This is a genomic window from Priestia sp. GS2, from assembly GCF_036409025.1.
Classification (GTDB): Bacteria; Bacillota; Bacilli; order Bacillales; family Bacillaceae_H; genus Priestia; species Priestia aryabhattai_A.
In genome coordinates this window covers 875,250-889,831 of the sequence record NZ_JAZGJX010000001.1, presented here as the reverse complement: position 1 = coordinate 889,831, position 14,582 = coordinate 875,250, and the positions used below count along the sequence as shown (strand labels likewise).

Here is a 14,582-nt window from a genome sequence, read left to right as displayed (position 1 = left end):
TTTTTTATATCTCTCTAACAGCCTCTTCTTGATTGTTCTGGAGCCGATACATACTATAATAAAGCCCCTGCTTTTCTAACAGCTCTATATGAGTACCTCTTTCAACAATTTCACCTTTATGTAGCACTAAGATAGCGTCTGCATGTTGAATAGTAGACAAACGATGAGCAATTGCCACCGTTGTTCGGTTGGCCTTCATCTTTCCTAAAACAGCTTGAATAGCGTCTTCTGTCTCTGTATCAATATGTGCTGTTGCCTCATCTAGAACTAGTATTTTGGGTTGACGCACCATTGTGCGAGCAAATGATAAGAGCTGACGCTGACCGCTTGACAATGTGGCTCCCCTTTCAACAAGCATTTCATTATAACTATTAGGTAAACCTTCAATAAAAGGTGTTGCCTGTACAAATTTCAGCGCTTCTCGTACGTCTCCTTCTGAAATTAAAGGGTCGTGAAGAGAAATATTGGCGTTAACTGTGTCAGCGAAAATAAATGAATCTTGCAGTACTAGACCAATGCTTTTTCGAATTTCTTCTTCACTATACGTTTGAAGAGGTTGACCATCAATTAGAATTTCACCTTTCTTTGGCGTATAAAAACCTAGAAGCAAATTAATAATGGAACTTTTCCCACTACCTGTATGTCCCACTAACGCAACGGTTTGACCTTCTTTAATTGAAAAAGAAATGTTCGATAATACGTTCGTCTTTCCATCGTAAGAAAAAGTAACTCCTTTAAATTCTATCATACCTCGCTTAATTGTAGTTTGTGAGTCTTTCATAAAAGAAGGGGCTTTTTCACCTTCGTCCATCAGTTCAAATACTCGCTTTGAAGCGACCATGGCTTGCTGGTACATTGAAAGGCGCTGCATCATTTCGTTAACTGGCTGAAAAAAACGTTCCAAATAGTTTACAAAAGCATACAACACTCCAACTTCTACCGGACTATCTAAAACTGATATACCAAAGTAACTAAGTACACCAATAATTGCGAGAACATACAACACGTCAACTGCTGGCCTTAAAAGTAGACCATCCAGCTTTAAATTACGTACACCAGCTTGATAATGTGATTCATTGATATCTCCAAACTCACGCCTTAGACGCTTTTCCTGCCTGAATATCTGAACAATTCCCATACCTTGTAACGATTCGTGAATCTTTGCATTGAGCTGACTGAGTTTTTCTCTTAACCTCGTATAATAAATCCCACTAAAATGCTGATATGTTTTCATTAAGAAAAAAATGAATGGTAAAAGCGCTAAGCAATAAAGAGCTAGCTTCACATCTAAAATGAACATGGCTACAAAAATACCAATTAAAAAGACACCGTTTTGAATAAATACTGCAATAACTTCTACAAACATTTCTTTAATTGCTTCCGTGTCATTGGTAATTCGTGAGACCAGACTTCCCGTTGGTGTTCGGTCAAAATACCGAAGCCCAAGCTTATGTACATGTGAAAACACGTCAATCCTTATTTGTTGAATAACGTTTAAAGCAATCTTCTGAAACCTAAGCTGTTGAAAGTATTGAATAACTACCTTAATCATATTCAACACCATGTAGCCAACTCCTAATAATAAGAGAGGCTCTAAAGGGAAATAACGCTCTGTTAAATACGTATCAATAAACACTTTGATGAGCATGGGACCTAACAAATCCGCCGTGGTGGCTACCAACAATAAACAAAATGCAAGCGCAAATTCTTTGCGATGAGGAACTGCATATCTTAATAACCGCTTTAATACTCCTCTATTTTTCATGATATTTATAGCCTCCAGCTTCTACAATCTTTTCTAGCTGCTGCCTTTTATACATTTCTTGATACCATCCGTGTGCCTGTAAAAGTTCTTCATGTCTTCCACGCTGAATAATTTGTCCACCTTCAATGACCAAAATTAAATCCGCATGCGCAACTGCACTAAGTCGATGAGTAGTAATAACTGTTGTTTTATTTTGACGATGCTGCTTTAAAGATTTCAAAATAAGGGCTTCTGTTTTCCCATCAACTGCTGAAAGTGAGTCGTCTAAAAAAAGCATTTGAGGATTCTGTAATAGCGCCCGAGCAATTGATAACCGCTGCTTTTGTCCACCTGATAAAGAAACACCTTTTTCTCCTACAATGGTGTCATATCCATGTGTAAAGCACATGATGTCTTCATGAACATGTGCCAACTGTGCCACTCGCTCTATATCTGAATGAGGAGCATCTAGATTCGAAAACGCAATATTTTCTCCGACTGTCGTTGAAAATAAGAAATGGTCCTGCGGGACGTAACCAATGCTATTATATAAAGAATCAAAGCTATAAGATTTAATGCTATGCTGATCAAAATAAATATCTCCAACCGTCAAATCGAATTCCCGAATAAGCAGTTTTAGTAACGTTGTTTTTCCAGCTCCTGTTTTCCCTACAATTCCAAGCGTCTGACCTTCCTGTAAGGCAAAGTGGATATCTTTAAGAACCACTTCATCTGTACCTGGATATACAAAGCGATTAACCTGTACCACAATCGCTCCTTTGGGGCTTTTTGTGATAGGTTGGTCACTCTCGACAATCTCATTTTTTTCTTGTAGCAGAGCAAAAACTCGATCATATGACGCCCTTCCTCTTTCGACTATGTTGAAAAGCCAACCAAACGCCAGCATCGGCCATACTAACAGCCCAAGGTACGTAGTAAATGTAACTAATTCTCCTAGCGTAATTTCATTGCTTACAACCATTCGTGACCCAAAAATAAGAGCAAATAAAAAAGACCAGCTCACAATAAACGAAATAGTAGGGTCAAATAAAGCATCAACTCTCGCTACTTTCATATTCTTTTCGACAACATCAGCTGATTGTTTCGTAAACATATTGACTTCTGATGCTTCTTTTCCGAACGTTTTTACAACTTTTACACCCGTAATACTTTCTTGTACCTTATCGTTTAAAGAGGAAAAAGCCGCTTGAGCTTCTCCAAATCTTTTATGTAGCATCGTGCCGTATTTACTCGTTAACCAGGCCATTAAGGGCATAGGTAATAAGCTAATTATCGTTAGTTTCCAGCTGATTGTTACAGCCATTGTTATTAATACAACACCCCCTGTAATAACAGAATCTGCAAGTGTTAATACACCAATGCCAGCTGTTTGTTGAATAGCTTGAATATCGTTCGTTGCATGAGCCATCAAATCACCAGTGCGTTTATTTTGATAAAAAGTTTGATTCATTTTTGTGAAGTGTTCATACAGCTTATTACGCATTTGCCTTGCCAGTTTAACAGCTGCCCCAAAAATCATAACTCGCCACATGTACCTCATACCATATGAACCGACAGCAGCTGCTCCTAAAAAGATCACCATATGGAGAAGGGTTTCTTTCGATAAACTTTTACTTTCAATAGCATCTACTGCCCATCCAATAACACGAGGTGGCACTAGCTGAAGTAAAGCAACCGCTATCAAAAGTAAAATCCCTATAATATATGCTTTCTTTTCTTGCTTAAAAAACCATCCCAAATCACGAAATATATTCACAGCTCCACCACTACCCCTATTTTTCTATATTTTCTAACAATTAAAACGGTATACTGTTTACATATTTTAACACAACCACATGCCATCGTCAGTACATACTTAATATACACGCAGGAGTTGATGCTTTTTATAACACATTGATAATTAAGCTAGCTCTATTCCACCTTATAGTGCTTAGTGAACAAAAAAGACACCCTTTTAAGCTGAGAGTGTCTGTCCAATTAACCATTATTTAATTTGGCTGTTCATCGCTTTCATCATTTGGTTAATCTTCTTCTGTGATGGTTTCATGCCCATTTGCATCATCATCATTTTTAACATTTGTTCATTAATTGGTGGATTTTTCTTAAAGTAGCTCATCATGTATTTACGAGCAATGAAAAATCCTAGCGCTACCCCAGCAAGCAATGCTAGAATACCAACTAGAATATATGGCCACATACTACAACTTCCTCCTTCGTGTTGTCTACCTTACAGTGTACTAAATCATTCGCCAATATACAATATTTCCAGACTAATTTCCTTAAATAATTACACATATTTTCTTGTTTTAACAGGTCTTAGCCACCCGTACTCTTCTGTCCCATAATTAATTGCTAAATAGCACGCATCAAGCTTTCGCAGCACTTCAAAGAAAGCGGTCTCTGCATCAACATTTCCATCTCCTTCAATCGTTATACATTGACTATTTATTTTGAGTGAAGCTCGACTTTTTTTATGTGGGTATTCTAAAACGAAATGATCATTGTGTATAAAGAAGTGAGGGTATTGAGAAAATGTTTGAAGTATTGCGCGCTGAATGTATGAAATAGCAAGAGGTCTTGTAATGTATTCAACCTGTTTTTGAAGATATTGATCTTCTAAGCCTCTCTTCATTTTATAATCCACAAATAGTTGAAAAACAAGCTTCTCTCTCTGAAAATATGCTTTTGCTACTTCGTCTTCCATTAAATATACTTCATATGTTCTCATACTTCTCCTCCTTCTTTCTCCTTTTATTTTTTTTATTATAGCTTGTTCATCTTGCAATGGTTGTCTATTGATGCAAAAATTCTTTTGTTTTTTTGTCGAAACAAAAAGAGCAGGCCCAAAGGACCTGCTCTTTTTCAATAATTATGCATTTAACATGCTTTTTACTCTTGCTACAACGTTCTCAACTGTGAAGCCAAATTCCTTCATAATTGTTTCACCAGGAGCAGAAGCACCGAAGTGGTTAATGCCAAGAACTTGACCTTCGTCACCTACGTAACGTTCCCAACCTAATGTCGAAGCCATTTCAATACCTAAGCGCTTCTTCACTGATTTTGGAATAACACTTTCTTTATACTCAGCTGACTGCTTCTCAAAGCGATCCCATGATGGCATGCTGACAACAGCCACTGAAATACCTTCTGCTTCAAGTGCTTTTTGTGCGTCTACTGCTAAGCTTACTTCAGAACCAGTTGCAAGTAGAAGTGCGTCCGCTTGTTCTTTACCTGCTTTTGATACAACGTAAGCTCCTTTTGAAACACCTTCATAAGCAGTTTCATTTGTACCCTCAAGAGTCGGCAAGTTTTGACGAGTTAACACAAGCGCTGTTGGCGTATCTGTAGACTCTAATGATAAACGCCACGCTGCAGCTGTTTCGTTAGCATCTGCTGGACGAATAACTGATAGACCAGGCATTGCACGTAATGAAGGTAGTTGCTCAATTGGCTCATGTGTTGGACCATCTTCACCAACTGCAATACTGTCATGAGTAAATACATACGTAACAGGCAGCTTCATTAATGCTGCTAGACGAATTGCTGGACGTAGGTAATCAGAGAATACGAAGAATGTACCTCCGAATACTTTCACACCACCATGAAGAGCCATACCGTTAAGCGCTGCACCCATTGCAAATTCACGAACACCAAACCAGATGTTGCGTCCACTGTAAGCTTTTGCAGTAAAGTCTTCTGCACCTTTAATCATTGTTTTGTTTGAACCAGCAAGGTCTGCTGAACCACCAAAGAATTGAGGGACAGCTTGTGCTACTGCGTTTAATACTTCACCTGATGAAGCACGAGTTGCTAAGCTTGAACCTGTTTCATATACAGGTAATTGTTGTTCCCAGCCCTCTGGAAGTTTACCTTGGACAGCTAATTCGAATTGAGCGGCTAGCTCAGGATGTTTTTCTTTATACTGAGCAAAAACGTCGTTCCATTCTTTTTCTTTCTTTGCACCTTCATCAGCAATCGTTGCTTTAAAGTGAGCATAAACTTCTTCTGGCACATAGAAATCTTCTTCAAACGTCCAGCTGTAAGCCTCTTTTGTTAATTTTGTCTCATCTGCGCCTAGTGGAGCACCATGAACGCCTGATGTTCCTGCATGGTTTGGAGAGCCATAGCCAATTGTTGTTTTAACTTCAATTAAAGTTGGACGAGAAAGATCTGCTTTAGCTGCTTCAATTGCATTTGAAAGCTCTTCTAAGTCATTTCCATCTTCTACGCGAATTACTTGCCATCCATAAGCTTTGAAACGATCTTCTACGTTCTCAGAGAATGAACGGTCTAAGTCTCCGTCTAATGAGATGTCGTTTGAATCATAAAGCACGACAAGGCGACCTAATTTCAAGTGCGCTGCTAGTGAAGCTGCTTCAGCTGATACACCTTCCATTAAGTCTCCGTCACCACAAATACCGTATGTAAAGTGGTCAACGATTTCAAGTCCCTCTTTGTTATATGTTTCAGCTAAATGACGCTCGGCCATTGCTTTACCAACCGCCATTGCAATTCCTTGTCCTAATGGACCAGTTGTTGCATCAACACCTGCTGTGTGACCATACTCTGGATGACCCGGTGTCTTACTTCCCCATTGACGGAAGTTTTTTAAATCGTCGATTGATAGGTCATAGCCTGCTAAGTGTAATAAGCTATATAAAAGTGCTGAACCATGTCCTGCTGATAAAACAAAGCGATCACGGTTAAACCAATCTGGATTTGATGGATTAATGTTCATAAACTTTGTCCATAGCGTGTAAGCCATTGGAGCTGCTCCCATTGGCATACCTGGGTGACCTGAGTTTGCTTTTTCGATAGCATCAATTGATAAAGTACGAATTGTTGCAATTGAAAGATCTTCAATACGTTGTGTCATAACTCTTCATTCCTTTCAAAACTATGTATATATGTAATCATACTAATGATTCACGATTTTGTACAATATTTGATTCGTTTTTTTTCGTACTTTTACATTTTTCGTTTCCAAACGCAAAAATATACAAAAAACTAGAGAAACTCATTTCTCTAGTTTTTGCACCACAGCAAACTATCGCCTTAGTGTAGACGCTTCTTTTTGCTATCTTTCAGTTTTTTAGGGGTTACGTCATTCCCTTTTTCATCAACGACTTTGATTGTATGAAGGTGATTTGTCATTGATTGACGGAACGTTTGTAAGTATTCTTTACGAAGCTCTTGCTGCTCTGTGGCTTCAGCTTCTGTTAAACCTTCCGCCTTTGATTTTTTAGATAGGTGATTGATTCGTGCCATTTTATCTTTAGACAACATTTTGTCAGAACTCCTCGCTTTTTAATACAATTTAAACCATAATACAATACGTACACACATCTTACTAAATCTCTTGTTTTTTAGCAAGAAGCTCGCCTTGATCATCGCAGTACTCCTGATAGCGACGATGTACAGTTGCTTTTGACACCTTATAGCCAAAGCCCTTTAGGGTGACAGCAATTTCTGCAAACGTTAAGCCGTTGTTACGTAGTTGTACAATCTCTTCTATAGGAACTTCCTTTCGGTCTCTACCTGAGTTTACATGCTGGTTCTTTAAATTATGCTCTGGATGATAACCATTGGCAACCGCTCTTTTCATCCCTCGTTTAATCTTTGCATTATGTAATTTCCTTTGATGTTCCTCTACCAAGCTAATGATGTTTAACAACATGGAATCAGCTTCTGATAGCTGTAGCTGTCCCTGATGACTAATCGTATAAATTGCTACTTTTTCCTTATTTAATGCATGTAATAAAGCAATCCTTGCATTCCCTCGTCCTAGTCGTGTCTCATCCTGAATGAGCAAGGTCGAAACACCTTCTGATTTTACCAATTCTAACACTTCTAATATTCCTTCTCGGTCAACTTCATAACCGCTTGCTTTTTCAGAGATAACTTCACCAACTGTAAAATTATGCACCTTAGCAAGCTGCATTAACTCTTCTTCCTGCCTCTTTAACGATGTTTCTTGCGCTTCTTTATCTGTACTTACTCGACAATAGATAACTGCTTTCATCTATCTAGCTCCCTTTCTTTATTTCAAAATAATAAAACCCCTACCATCATTTAGCAGGGGACTCGTAGTTCTAGTTCATTTATCAAAAGCAATCTGATGATCACTTGCTAACTCAGATTTTAGTACCGGAATATATAGCTGATCTCCCGGAGAAAGCGACTGTGTAGATGGAACAGTTAGCTCATTCATATTTTGGACCCATTCTACAAATTCGTTTGGTGATAAATTATGATGCTTACTATATTCTTGGGATAATTCCCAAATAGTATCACCCTTTGCAATGGTAACAGTTGTGTATTTTTCTAACTCCACTCTATCTGCTCCTAATAATAACGTCAAGACATATGTAAGTGCGGCGATAACCACAAAAAAGGTAGTGTAATGCTTAATAGATTCAATTAATGGTCTCATCTCAAATCCCCCTCAGAATGTATGTTCTCATTTTATTGCGAACACCCGTTTCTGTCAATGGGTTTTTTCGAACTTATGTTTGTATATTATATATAGCCATGATATAATTTATAGCAAAGAATAGCTAAAGATGAGGTGAAATATATGAAGCTATCAAAACGGCAACAAGAAATACTAGATTTCATTAAGCATGAAGTGAAATTAAAAGGATATCCGCCATCTGTTCGTGAAATTGGTGAAGCAGTTGGTTTAGCATCTAGTTCAACAGTTCACGGGCACTTAGCTCGTTTAGAAAGCAAAGGGCTAATTCGTAGAGATCCAACAAAACCAAGAGCAATTGAGATTCTTCAAGCAGAGGCTGATGTGACCATTCCACACAGCGCAGTGATAAATGTTCCTGTTATTGGTAAAGTTACGGCGGGTTTTCCAATTACTGCAATTGAAAATGTAGAAGAGTACTTTCCATTACCTGACAAGTATGCCTCTCCTGATGAGCAAGTATTTATGCTAGAAATCATGGGAGAAAGTATGATTGAAGCTGGTATCTTAGATGGAGATATGGTAATTGTTCGCCAACAACAAACAGCTAATAACGGCGATATTGTTGTAGCAATGACCGAAGACAACGAAGCAACTGTAAAACGTTTCTTTAAAGAAGATAATTTTGTTCGCTTACAGCCAGAAAACTCTACAATGGCACCTATTATCTTACGCCATGTAACTATTTTAGGAAAAGTCATTGGAGTATACCGTTCTATTCATTAAAACAAACCAGCTGGAAAATCAGCTGGTTTCTTTATGTTTTTTTTTGGTCAAATATAGGTATATTACTTAAAGAGCCACAATGAAAAACGTAAGGGAGGGATTTTTTAGTGAATAAGCCGCAAGCAATGAACTCTCCTTTTCAAGATATTACACCTAATCGTGCAATGAATATGTTCTTGTTTCCTTTTTCTTTTAATCGAAAAGAGAAAAAAGATTTAATTTCCGCTCTTAATAAACATGAGTTTGACTTTTTTTCTCTAGAAAATAAAGATTTAGAAAAGAAATTTTATAGCGAGGACTACTTTGTTTCTCATGCTAGTCTTGATCAATATTTTCTTCCTTATATTGAATGTATTCTTTTTCCTCAATCAACGAAAGAAACTGGACTTATTCGATTTTCAAAAAAAATGAATCAAGAGATTACATTTGAAACAAAGGCGTCAACCATTTTAAACGAAGTGTTGTCTATTGATATTTTTTTATGCCCATTTGAAATCGGTGTAATGACGATTCGTACCGAAGTAAAGGGAAACCATTATTCGTACGATGACGTCATTGAATTTATGAATCAGTTTCGCGTATTGGAGCCTAAACTGGCTGAAGAGCATGGAGCAACCATTACATACGAAAATAAAACCTATGATAAAGTACAAGATTATATTTTTTCAAATTTAACCCCGTTTCTAAAACCTTATATTGAGCAAGAAACACAGCACAGCAAACACTTTGGAAGTTTGCCTTATTTTATTGATGAACGCATGTACGTACTAAGTTATGTGACCGTCAACAATGAACAGCCTATTAGCAGTGGAACATTATTTCGAACTGGACAACTGAACAGCTATGATACTGGCGGTAAACCATTTATTTCAGCTAGAAACCAACAATATATTGACGAATACAATGATCAACACGTATACAAGCGATGGATGCCCGAAACATACTATGTTGTAACAGATCACGTTTTTTCTTGTATTTCACATTCAGCTGATGAAGAGACGGATCAAATGTTAATGAATCATCTATTTGGTCAGCACTACTATAATTTATTTTTACATTTCTTTTATAAGATTGTACTATTGAAACTATCTTATCAATATTCGCAACTTACATTTGAAAAAGACCAAAATGACATTGAACGACTCATTCGCTCCATCACGCTCTTTTCGGGTAAATACTTGTTTTTAGAAATCAGTTCCCGAACGGAAGGGCAAGAATTTTCTAGACTTTTCAAAAAGACGTTTCACATTGATTCACTCTATCAAGAGGTGAAAGAAACACTTGGGACTTTATATCAAAATCAAGAAAAAATTGCAGGGAAGCGGCATAATTATCTACTATTAATTTTAACAATCTATACTGTCTTATCTGGTATCTATGGAATGAACTTAGTTATCGAAAGCTGGAATAAAAACCTAAATTGGAGTGCGATAAAAGATTATTCAATGTTTGAATACATCGCATTTATCGTTGCCTTATCAGGAATTACAATTAGCATTAGCCTAGGTATAAACGCCCTATATAAGCTAATTAAAGACCGCCTTCAACAATGACGAGCATAGGTTCTATGCTCGTCATTGTTCTTTCATCACTTTCTCTAATTTTACTCGAACATTCGGTCCGTAAATTCCATCTACTTCCTTTGGCAAATAGACCTTTTGAAAACGAGCAACCGCATCAGCCGTATTTGCTCCATAAATTCCATCTATGCCATGATTAGGAGCCGATTTATTAGGATAAAAGTAAACTGATGCCAGAGCTTTTTGAAGCGTGTATACTTCTTCTCCCCTTGCTCCCTTCTTTAATATGCTCTTGGGGAGAGAAGATTTAGGTCTTTTCACAAATTGACTTTTTATTTGTTGAAAAGAGGTTGCCACTGTGCTTAGTATGCCTGGCTTGGCCTCAGTGATATCTTGAAAAAACGCAATGTTCATTTCATTTAAGTCGACATGTGTAGAAATTCCTTCAACTTTTCCCTGATCTGTATATTGAAACATGGCCCATTCTGACCAACCAAGTAGATTTCCCGGGCAATCAAATCCTTCTGCGCGATTGCTGCTACTATAACGAGCAATCCAAAGAGGATAATGAGAAAGTTCCTTTGAGAAGTATGTTTTAGCAAAGTGGTAGCCGCTATATAACAACGGCTGTACACCTGTATTTTTCTCCATTTCCTTTAGCCATGCTTGTCCAAACCTAGAGACAAACTCAGGACTTTTCCCTTTATTGACTTCTAAATCTAGGCATGGGGGAAAATCAAACTCCATTGACTGAAGCTGCTGTAAAAAAAAGGCCACTTCCTGTTTAGGGTCGTTGGTACAGTGCGCATAGTGATAAAAGCCAACAGGTAAACCAGCTCTCTTAGCTCCATCGTAATTCTCATATACCCTTGGATCTGTAAACGTTTTCCCTTCTGTTAACTTAATATATGCCCCCTGCACGCCGGATCTAGCTACTCGGTTCCAATCAATTTTTCCTTGATGATGTGACACATCAATAATCAATGGATTATGCACACTACGATTTTGCATATCATCACGCTCCTATGCTTTTGTACTACCCTAGCAGAAAAAAGTATTGATGCAAAGCAATAACCTCAATCAAAATTAAAAAGGATATTGTTCATGCACAGCTAATATACATAAAGGCAGCCCATTACTTAGGAGTTGAAAAAATGAATTGGAATAAGCGTATATGGAGTTGGAAAGAACTAACGCTATTATTAGGCCTTGTGTTTATTGTTGTACCTATTGCAATTGAATATCTTTTCAAAAAAGAGCTAAACGCTATTTTACAAAATGATTTATATGCGGGTACATTAACTGGATTGGTGATGGCCATTCTTTTCACAGTAGGTGTTTACGTAGTAGCTTTACGGCCTAATCATCTTCATTGGACAGAAGTAGGATTAAAAACATTCCCTCAAAAGGCTTGGATAACCATTACTTGGCTAACTCTTCTATTAATTATAATGAGTATCATAGCTGTGATAGTAATGGAGTTACTTGGCATTGGTACAAGCAATCAAAAAACTGAAAGTCTTCAATCACGTTTAACCTTTATGAATTTTATGATTGGTTTTATATCAGCTAGTATTGTTTCTCCTGTATACGAAGAAATTTTTTATCGAGGTTTTCTGTATCGTTGGTTTCGACGATGGGGTATTTTCAATGCCACTCTTATCAGCTCATTATTATTTACATTGGCTCACTTGCCAACCTACAATACATTGCTAGTTAATTTCATATCTGGCATTATTCTATGCTGGGCTTATGAAAAAACAGGTTCTGTGGTACCGGGAATGATTATCCACGGCGTTTTTAACGGAATTGCGATTGTATTGGCAGCTCTGGCTTAAATGTTTACACACAACTGTTCTGCTTAAATAAAAAAAGAATGTTGAGTATTCAACATTCTTTTTTTATTTATCTAAAGCTTGCTCTTTCTTTTGAATATTTAATAGCCATTTAGTAATCCAATAAGCAAAGTATACAATACCTAGGTCTATTAGAAACACGTAAAATAAATTCATGCTCTTACGCGCTTCAATTAATCCTAAACTTTTTTCTAACGGTGCTAAGCCAAATGCAAAGAGCGCGCTTACTATAATGGTATAGATATAAAAGTTCTTACTGTGTTTTGTGCAATATTGATAGAGAAGTAAAAAGCCAACTGGAAGTACAGAAGCGGTAATGTTAGATGCGTTTGGTAATATCGGAATTAGAAAATAAGCATGTGTAAGGTGGTTACTTCGCCCAAGCGCAATATCAATATAAGTCCATAGAATATGCACCGTATAGCCGAAGAAAAAAAGCTCAAAAATTCGTTTTCGGTCTACCGTAAAACAAAGTAATACAAGCGGGAATACTGCTAATGCTAAAACAGCCCAAAACTGCCAGTTTCCAAAGTCTGAATACTGCTTCCAATAATCATAAAATAAATGATTTAGGTGATCTTGGGTTTTATGAATCGTTTGCCAATACTGTTCTTCACTCATCAAAATCCCCCTCTACAGAGCGTACACTTATCTATGCCCTCTTTTTTCATTTTTATGTAAAGGTAGAAACTGTGTCCAATCGTATGTTTGAACGTGGCTTTGCTTTTCTATAAGATTTTCCAAATTCTTTACAACTTCTTTTGGTTTTAAAACTTGATGCGACATGAACGTGTTCATAATCCTTCCTTCCATTCAACCCACCTATCTAAGTGGCAGAAAATTACTTGTTTGATATTTGGTTCAATTGTAAAATAATGTTATATACATTGGAAGGGTGATATGATGTTTGGGATTACAGTCAAAAAGACGAATGAACAGTTAGTTATTAAGTGGCAGCTCTCTACGTTTACGATTCCTCTTGATGATATTATTGAGATTCAAGAAGATGATACATATGGTGGTCAACAAGATGACTCAATTCGTATTGGTACACCATACGGAACGACTGATCGAATTTGCATCAAAACCAAAAAGCAACCCTATCTCCTTTTCACAACAAATCTTCCTGCTATTTTAAAAGAAATTTCATAAAGCTTTGTCTAAAAACCTTTGACACTACTCTCAAAGGTTTTTATTTAGTACTTTTTATTGACAATGTTTTCTTCTACTATATAATTGAAAATGATTATCATTATTAACAATATACATAAAGGGGTAGATTACACTGAAGAAGCTCTTAACTATTCCATTTTTGCTGTTGCTTGCGATACTAGTGAGTGCGTGTGGTAACAACGCAGAAACGGTCTCTCAAAACGAAGGTGGAAACAAAAGTGAAACATTTACGTATGAAGCTGAAAATGGATCGATAGAAGTTCCTAAAAGCCCCAAGCGTATTATCGCTCTTTCTAACGGCCCTAACGTAATGTCTCTAGATGGCAACATCGTTGGAATTGATGAATGGAGCAGCGCAAACCCACTTTTTAAAGAAAAAGTAAAAGGGGTAGAAGTTGTATCAGAAGATGATTTAGAAAAAATTATGGAGTTAGAGCCTGATTTAATCATTGCTGGCTCAGAAATGAAAAACATAAAAAAATTAAGCGAAATTGCTCCTACCGTTGCTTTTACATGGGGGAAGCTTGACTATTTATCACAGCAAATTGAAATCGGAAAGCTACTAAATAAAGAAGCTGAAGCTACCGCATGGGTCGATGATTTTAAAAAGCGTGCAGCTGCTGCTGGTGAAGAAATTCGTGCAAAAATCGGTGAAGACGCGACGGTTTCGGTTATTGAAAGTGGCAACAAAGAATTTTATGTGTTTGGAAACAACTACGCACGCGGAACGGAAATCTTATATCAAGCTATGGGTTTAAACATGCCTGAAAAAGTTAAAGAAACGGCGCTTAAATCCGGTATTCATACGATTTCTGCCGAGCTTCTTCCTGAGTTTGCTGGTGATTATATGATTTTAAGTAAGTATGCAGACGGGGACAATTCATTTTTAAAAACAGCAGTATGGAAAAACATCCCTGCTGTAAAAAATGGCCAGGTTTTTGAAATCAATGCCAAAGCATCAACTTACAGCGATCCTATTACGCTAGAACATCTTTTAAGCTTTTATGAAAAGTCATTCCTTAAAGAATAATAGAAAAAGGTACGAGGTTTGACACCTCGTACCTTTTTCT

Annotated in this window: 16 protein-coding genes; 5 read left to right on the top strand and 11 right to left on the bottom strand. The window is 37.1% G+C overall.

Translation table 11 applies throughout. From position 1 onward, the window contains the following. Nucleotides 1-4: 4 nt before the first annotated feature. The 8 genes from V2145_RS04580 to yneA form a co-directional block, all read right to left on the bottom strand. Complete coding sequence (locus V2145_RS04580) at nt 5-1,765, bottom strand: ABC transporter ATP-binding protein (RefSeq protein WP_311857081.1); 1,761 nt, start codon at nt 1,763-1,765, stop codon at nt 5-7. Next, the gene (locus V2145_RS04575; RefSeq protein ID WP_094912464.1) at nt 1,755-3,521 is read right to left on the bottom strand and encodes an ABC transporter transmembrane domain-containing protein; all 1,767 of its coding nucleotides are present in this window, start codon (nt 3,519-3,521) and stop codon (nt 1,755-1,757) included. The genes V2145_RS04580 and V2145_RS04575 overlap by 11 nt, the downstream gene beginning before the upstream one ends. Nucleotides 3,522-3,749: 228 nt before the next feature. Next, a complete protein-coding gene (locus V2145_RS04570) occupies nt 3,750-3,962 on the bottom strand; it encodes a YneF family protein (RefSeq protein WP_025908276.1) in 213 nt (70 codons plus the stop codon). Nucleotides 3,963-4,052: 90 nt separating this feature from the next. Next, nucleotides 4,053-4,493, bottom strand: coding sequence for a sporulation inhibitor of replication protein SirA (gene sirA, locus V2145_RS04565; RefSeq protein WP_094912465.1), 441 nt, complete (start codon nt 4,491-4,493; stop codon nt 4,053-4,055). 141 nt (nt 4,494-4,634) lie between these two features. Further along, on the bottom strand, nt 4,635-6,641 hold the full coding sequence (tkt, locus tag V2145_RS04560) for a transketolase (protein ID WP_094912467.1): 2,007 nt from the start codon (nt 6,639-6,641) through the stop codon (nt 4,635-4,637). A 179-nt stretch (nt 6,642-6,820) separates the two neighbouring features. Then, on the bottom strand, nt 6,821-7,051 hold the full coding sequence (locus V2145_RS04555; protein ID WP_094912469.1) for a DUF896 domain-containing protein: 231 nt from the start codon (nt 7,049-7,051) through the stop codon (nt 6,821-6,823). A gap of 64 nt (nt 7,052-7,115) precedes the next feature. Next, the gene (locus V2145_RS04550) at nt 7,116-7,787 is read right to left on the bottom strand and encodes a YneB family resolvase-like protein (RefSeq protein ID WP_131888136.1); all 672 of its coding nucleotides are present in this window, start codon (nt 7,785-7,787) and stop codon (nt 7,116-7,118) included. A gap of 75 nt (nt 7,788-7,862) precedes the next feature. After that, nucleotides 7,863-8,198 (bottom strand): cell division suppressor protein YneA, encoded by a 336-nt coding sequence (gene yneA / locus V2145_RS04545; RefSeq protein ID WP_094912471.1) that lies wholly within the window; start codon nt 8,196-8,198, stop codon nt 7,863-7,865. A gap of 144 nt (nt 8,199-8,342) precedes the next feature. On the opposite strand from yneA, the gene lexA reads away from it, so the two are divergent. After that, nucleotides 8,343-8,963 (top strand): transcriptional repressor LexA, encoded by a 621-nt coding sequence (lexA, locus tag V2145_RS04540; RefSeq protein WP_094912472.1) that lies wholly within the window; start codon nt 8,343-8,345, stop codon nt 8,961-8,963. A 107-nt stretch (nt 8,964-9,070) separates the two neighbouring features. Beyond that, the gene (locus V2145_RS04535; RefSeq protein WP_311857073.1) at nt 9,071-10,516 is read left to right on the top strand and encodes a hypothetical protein; all 1,446 of its coding nucleotides are present in this window, start codon (nt 9,071-9,073) and stop codon (nt 10,514-10,516) included. Between the two features lie 21 nt (nt 10,517-10,537). Here V2145_RS04535 and V2145_RS04530 read toward each other — a convergent pair whose 3' ends face one another. Then, nucleotides 10,538-11,494 (bottom strand): GH25 family lysozyme, encoded by a 957-nt coding sequence (locus V2145_RS04530; RefSeq protein WP_094912474.1) that lies wholly within the window; start codon nt 11,492-11,494, stop codon nt 10,538-10,540. Between the two features lie 143 nt (nt 11,495-11,637). Here V2145_RS04530 and V2145_RS04525 point away from each other — a divergent pair, with 143 nt between their 5' ends. Next, nucleotides 11,638-12,321, top strand: coding sequence for a CPBP family intramembrane glutamic endopeptidase (locus V2145_RS04525; RefSeq protein WP_094912475.1), 684 nt, complete (start codon nt 11,638-11,640; stop codon nt 12,319-12,321). Between the two features lie 63 nt (nt 12,322-12,384). Here the strand turns inward: V2145_RS04525 and V2145_RS04520 are convergent, their stop codons facing one another. Both V2145_RS04520 and V2145_RS04515 read right to left on the bottom strand, forming a co-directional pair. Then, the gene (locus tag V2145_RS04520; RefSeq protein WP_094912476.1) at nt 12,385-12,960 is read right to left on the bottom strand and encodes a hypothetical protein; all 576 of its coding nucleotides are present in this window, start codon (nt 12,958-12,960) and stop codon (nt 12,385-12,387) included. A 27-nt stretch (nt 12,961-12,987) separates the two neighbouring features. Then, nucleotides 12,988-13,152, bottom strand: a complete 165-nt coding sequence (locus tag V2145_RS04515; RefSeq protein ID WP_179289273.1) for a hypothetical protein — start codon at nt 13,150-13,152, stop codon at nt 12,988-12,990. 90 nt (nt 13,153-13,242) lie between these two features. On the opposite strand from V2145_RS04515, the gene V2145_RS04510 reads away from it, so the two are divergent. Together V2145_RS04510 and V2145_RS04505 are read left to right on the top strand one after the other, a co-directional pair. Continuing rightward, complete coding sequence (locus tag V2145_RS04510) at nt 13,243-13,491, top strand: SunI/YnzG family protein (protein ID WP_094912620.1); 249 nt, start codon at nt 13,243-13,245, stop codon at nt 13,489-13,491. 133 nt (nt 13,492-13,624) lie between these two features. Beyond that, nucleotides 13,625-14,542: an iron-hydroxamate ABC transporter substrate-binding protein gene (locus tag V2145_RS04505; RefSeq protein ID WP_311857485.1), complete on the top strand. Its 918-nt coding sequence runs from the start codon at nt 13,625-13,627 to the stop codon at nt 14,540-14,542. Nucleotides 14,543-14,582 lie beyond the last annotated feature (40 nt).

Coding starts and splice junctions, on each gene's coding strand:
- V2145_RS04525 (WP_094912475.1), top strand. CDS start 11,638: ATGAATTGGAATAAGCGTATATGGAGTTGGAAAGAACTAACGCTATTA.
- V2145_RS04550 (WP_131888136.1), bottom strand. CDS start 7,787: ATGAAAGCAGTTATCTATTGTCGAGTAAGTACAGATAAAGAAGCGCAA.
- V2145_RS04515 (WP_179289273.1), bottom strand. CDS start 13,152: ATGGAAGGAAGGATTATGAACACGTTCATGTCGCATCAAGTTTTAAAA.
- V2145_RS04510 (WP_094912620.1), top strand. CDS start 13,243: ATGTTTGGGATTACAGTCAAAAAGACGAATGAACAGTTAGTTATTAAG.
- V2145_RS04580 (WP_311857081.1), bottom strand. CDS start 1,765: ATGAAAAATAGAGGAGTATTAAAGCGGTTATTAAGATATGCAGTTCCT.
- V2145_RS04520 (WP_094912476.1), bottom strand. CDS start 12,960: ATGAGTGAAGAACAGTATTGGCAAACGATTCATAAAACCCAAGATCAC.
- lexA (WP_094912472.1), top strand. CDS start 8,343: ATGAAGCTATCAAAACGGCAACAAGAAATACTAGATTTCATTAAGCAT.
- tkt (WP_094912467.1), bottom strand. CDS start 6,641: ATGACACAACGTATTGAAGATCTTTCAATTGCAACAATTCGTACTTTA.
- V2145_RS04530 (WP_094912474.1), bottom strand. CDS start 11,494: ATGCAAAATCGTAGTGTGCATAATCCATTGATTATTGATGTGTCACAT.
- V2145_RS04555 (WP_094912469.1), bottom strand. CDS start 7,051: ATGTTGTCTAAAGATAAAATGGCACGAATCAATCACCTATCTAAAAAA.
- sirA (WP_094912465.1), bottom strand. CDS start 4,493: ATGAGAACATATGAAGTATATTTAATGGAAGACGAAGTAGCAAAAGCA.
- yneA (WP_094912471.1), bottom strand. CDS start 8,198: ATGAGACCATTAATTGAATCTATTAAGCATTACACTACCTTTTTTGTG.
- V2145_RS04570 (WP_025908276.1), bottom strand. CDS start 3,962: ATGTGGCCATATATTCTAGTTGGTATTCTAGCATTGCTTGCTGGGGTA.